Source organism: Vibrio sp., from assembly GCF_050299255.1.
GTDB lineage: Bacteria > Pseudomonadota > Gammaproteobacteria > Enterobacterales > Vibrionaceae > Vibrio.
In genome coordinates this window covers 1-3,961 of sequence record NZ_JBNKVP010000141.1, presented here as the reverse complement: position 1 = coordinate 3,961, position 3,961 = coordinate 1, and the positions used below count along the sequence as shown (strand labels likewise).

The following is a 3,961-nucleotide window of genomic DNA, read 5'->3' as shown; positions in this document are numbered from 1 at the left end:
AGCCATACGTCACCGGGTACTAATAGGTATTACCTTTTAATACTGTAACATAAAAATATTATGAATCAATATCCTGTGAAAATTTTTTACATAAAAACACGTAGTTAGGAATGAATTATTACAATTACTCTCTGCTACTTAGAACTCATTTGAATATTAATCGCTATTTCCATAGCCGTGTTTCATTAACATTAACGGGTTCCTTCCATCATTATGGAGAACCACAATGCCACCGTTATCACAAAATAAAAGGCCAGCAACTCCCTGGAACAAAGGCAAGATAGTCGGCCAAAAACCACCATTAAAAATACCTGAAATATGGGAAATTCGTATTCGTCTGAAACTAACAAATAAAATACGTGACCTTGCTCTGTTTAATCTTGCGCTCGATAGTAAACTTCGAGGCTGTGATCTGGTAAAACTCAAGGTCAGAGATGTTTCCCATGCCAATAAAATCAGGAAGCGTGCCATGGTCATGCAACAAAAAACAATGAGACCGGTTCAATTTGAAATTACAAAAGAGACGCGTGATTCCATTTTTGCTTTAATACAACTGTATAATCTGACAAGTAATGACTATTTATTCCAAAGCCTGATTAAAAGCTCACCTCATATTTCTACACGTCAATATGCCAGAATCTTAAAATCATGGGCAAATGCGATTAGTAAGAATCCATACGACTATGGCACACATTCTTTACTACGTACCAAGGTATCACTCATATACAGACAAACGAAAAATATCAGGGCAATACAGTTACAACGTAAGCATCCGGTAATCACATCTTGCTTTCGGGCGTCCAGTTGTGCGGCAACAATTCATTAATCGCACTGGCCCGGTGAGTTGGCAAACGTTCCAGAACATCCTTGAGATAAGCATAAGGATCATGGCCATTCAATCGGGCCGACTGGATCAGACTCATCACCGCCGCCGCACGCTGACCACTGCGCAGTGAACCGGCAAACAACCAGTTGGAGCGGCCCAGTGCCCAGGGCCGTATCTGGTTTTCCACCCAGTTATTGTCAATGGGTACATGTCCGTCATCACAGTACCGTGTTAAGGCCTGCCAGCGTTTCAGGTTGTAATCGATGGCTTTGGCAATGGCCGTACCATTCGGAACTTTCTGCCGTTGTAAAATCAACCATTGATGGAAAGCATCCAGCACAGGTCTGGCTTGTTCCTGCCGCATTTGTTGGCGCAGTGATGGATCGAGTTCTTTTGCCTGTCGTTCGATGTCATACAGCAGGCCTATTTTATGCAGGGCATATTCCGCAAGCGTACTTTTATCCGCCGCATGCAGATCAAAGAACTTCCGCCGGGCATGGGCCATGCAGCCGATCTCCGTGATTCCCTGCTTGAAGCTTTCCTTGTAACCGGTAAAGTCGTCACACACCAGCTTACCCTGCCAACCCTGCAGAAAGCGACGGGCATGTTCACCGGCACGTGTCGGTGCAAAGTCATAGATCACACATTGCACCGGTGCATCACGGGTACTGGCATAGGCCCAAACATACGCCCGGTGGGTTTTCTTCTTGCCCGGGGCCAGCATCGGCACCGGGGTTTCATCCGCATGCAGTACCGTATTTTTGAGCAGGTTCTCTCGCAAGGCCTCCACCAGCGGTTGCAAAGCCACACCGCAACGCCCCACCCAGTCGGCCAGGGTGGAACGGGCGATGGCCAGTCCGGCACGATCAAAGATCTTCTCCTGCCGGTACAAAGGTAAATGATCGGCATACTTGGCCACCAGCACATGCGCCAGCAAGCCACTGGTGGGCACGCCCTTATCGATCACCTGGGCCGGAACCGGTGCCTGGATCAGGGTCTCACAGTGTTCACAGGCCCATTTACCACGCACATGACGTTCGACCGTAAAAGTGCCCGGTTGGTAATCGAGCTTTTCACTGATGTCCTCACCGATGCGTTTTAATGTGCAACCACAGCTACAGGTAGTATTATCCGGTTCGTGCTGGATAATGGTGCGGGGTAACTCGGGCGGTAATGGTGTACGTTTGGGTTGACGCTTTTTCTGGACCGGACCGGCTATCTGTTCACTGGCCCGCGCCAGCTCTTCTTCGATGGCGCCGATATCGGCATCAATCACATCATCCAGCAAACTGACCTGATACACATTCAGCGTTTCACTGCGGCGAGCAAATTTGTGTCGCCTGAGTAGGGCCAGCTCACGGGTGAGTTTGTCATTGAGGGCCTGCTGGTAGCGAATGGTCTTTGCGTTCTGTTCGATCAGCGTGGCGTTTTGTGCAATCAGTGTGGTTTGCTGGCCCACCTCAACCAGTAGCTGTGCGGCCAGTGCACGGACCTGTTCGTCACTGAGTTCATCCAGGTTTGGTTGGGCTTTCATGAGAGCAACTTTGCCAGAAAAGCCGCCTCATGACGATAGCAGATCAGAGGTATTGATTACAGCATGGAGATCGCGCTGCGTTCACCGAGTTGATACCAGGGCAGACCCAGCACCAGCGCCTTAAGTTGTTCGTGCTCAAGTTGTACCTGAGAACCCTGCCAGTCTCTGGCCCGGATAAACTTTCCCTGATGTAAGCGCCGGGCTGCCAGCCAGAGGCCAAAACCATCATGTACCAGCACCTTGATGCGGTTGGCCCGTTTGTTGGTAAACACATAGGCATGATGTACCTGCGCCTGACCAAACTGTTTCACCACTCGTGCTAATACCGTATCCGGTCCCGCACGCATGTCCATGGGTTCCGTGGCCAGCCAGATCTGGTCAATGCGGATCATGAACGCAATAAGCGCAGCCAGGCAATGGCCCGGTCAATGTGTGCCAGCGGCCACTGGATTTTGATATGATCAACTTCCAGTATGACAGTATCGGTGGGAAATGACGCAGGTGATGTGGCCATTGGCACAGGTATAAAATCAACAGGCGCCGCTGGCTGGGATGATTGAGTTTTGGCAAGGCGTCGCCATTTGTGCACCAGGTTGGCATTGACGCCATTGGCTAAAGCCACACCAGCAACGGAAGCACCGGGTTGTTCACAGGCGGCCAGTATCCTGGCTTTGAAGGCTTTAGAATGGCGGCGACGTTTGGTGACTGGCTTAACCGGGAGTATTTCATTCATTGTTGGTGTCCACTTAAAAACAGGTGGTCACCAGAATACAAGGATTATTGATTATTAACAGATGAGTTTACCGGACGCTTACAGTTAATGTTATTTTACTCGATAATATTTACGCAAAAAAAAACCCGACCATTTCTGATCGGGTTTTTGTATTTAAAGCCTGGCGGTGTCCTACTCTCACATGGGGAGGCCCCACACTACCATCGGCGCTAAGCAGTTTCACTTCTGAGTTCGGGATGGGATCAGGTGGTTCCTACTCGCTATTGCCGCCAGACAAACTGGTCGGATAGACGTCAAACTTCGACGGATATCCTAAACTGGAAAGCCAATTACATTTTGTATAACTGCTTGTTCACTTAATAATTCAAGTGTTTTCAATAAGCACACCATACGTACTGCTTCTGAGAGCATGTAACGCTTGGGGTTATATGGTCAAGCCTTACGGTCAATTAGTACAGGTTAGCTTCACACATTACTGCGCTTCAACACCCTGCCTATCAACGTCGTAGTCTCCGACGGACCTACAAGGACCTCAAGGATCCAGTGAGAACTCATCTTTGGGCCGGTTTCCCGCTTAGATGCTTTCAGCGGTTATCCGTTCCGTACGTAACTACCCGGCAATGCCACTGGCGTGACAACCGGAACATCAGAGGTACGTCCACTCCGGTCCTCTCGTACTAGGAGCAGATCCCATCAATTCTCAAACGCCCACGGCAGATAGGGACCGAACTGTCTCACGACGTTCTAAACCCAGCTCGCGTACCACTTTAAATGGCGAACAGCCATACCCTTGGGACCTGCTTCAGCCCCAGGATGTGATGAGCCGACATCGAGGTGCCGAACACCGCCGTCGATATGAACTCTTGGG

General features: G+C 49.5%; 4 protein-coding genes and 2 rRNA genes. 1 reads left to right on the top strand and 5 read right to left on the bottom strand.

All coding sequences use genetic code 11. The features are described from left to right. Nucleotides 1-226: 226 nt before the first annotated feature. Complete coding sequence (locus ACQY6F_RS18395) at nucleotides 227-826, top strand: tyrosine-type recombinase/integrase (RefSeq protein WP_428776522.1); 600 nt, start codon at nucleotides 227-229, stop codon at nucleotides 824-826. On the opposite strand, the gene tnpC is transcribed toward ACQY6F_RS18395, so the two are convergent. The 5 genes from tnpC to ACQY6F_RS18370 all read right to left on the bottom strand — a co-directional run. Beyond that, nucleotides 780-2,360, bottom strand: coding sequence for an IS66 family transposase (gene tnpC, locus ACQY6F_RS18390; RefSeq protein ID WP_428776520.1), 1,581 nt, complete (start codon nucleotides 2,358-2,360; stop codon nucleotides 780-782). The two genes, ACQY6F_RS18395 and tnpC, sit on opposite strands and share 47 nt — an antisense overlap. Nucleotides 2,361-2,416: 56 nt before the next feature. Next, nucleotides 2,417-2,752 (bottom strand): IS66 family insertion sequence element accessory protein TnpB, encoded by a 336-nt coding sequence (tnpB, locus tag ACQY6F_RS18385; protein WP_428776519.1) that lies wholly within the window; start codon nucleotides 2,750-2,752, stop codon nucleotides 2,417-2,419. Beyond that, nucleotides 2,749-3,093: an IS66-like element accessory protein TnpA gene (gene tnpA / locus ACQY6F_RS18380; protein ID WP_428776517.1), complete on the bottom strand. Its 345-nt coding sequence runs from the start codon at nucleotides 3,091-3,093 to the stop codon at nucleotides 2,749-2,751. Before tnpA ends, tnpB begins: the two co-directional genes overlap by 4 nt. Before the next feature lie 158 nt (nucleotides 3,094-3,251). Next, a 5S ribosomal RNA gene (rrf, locus tag ACQY6F_RS18375) occupies nucleotides 3,252-3,367 on the bottom strand. 154 nt (nucleotides 3,368-3,521) lie between these two features. Continuing rightward, nucleotides 3,522-3,961: ribosomal RNA gene (locus ACQY6F_RS18370) — 23S ribosomal RNA — on the bottom strand; the annotation flags it as partial.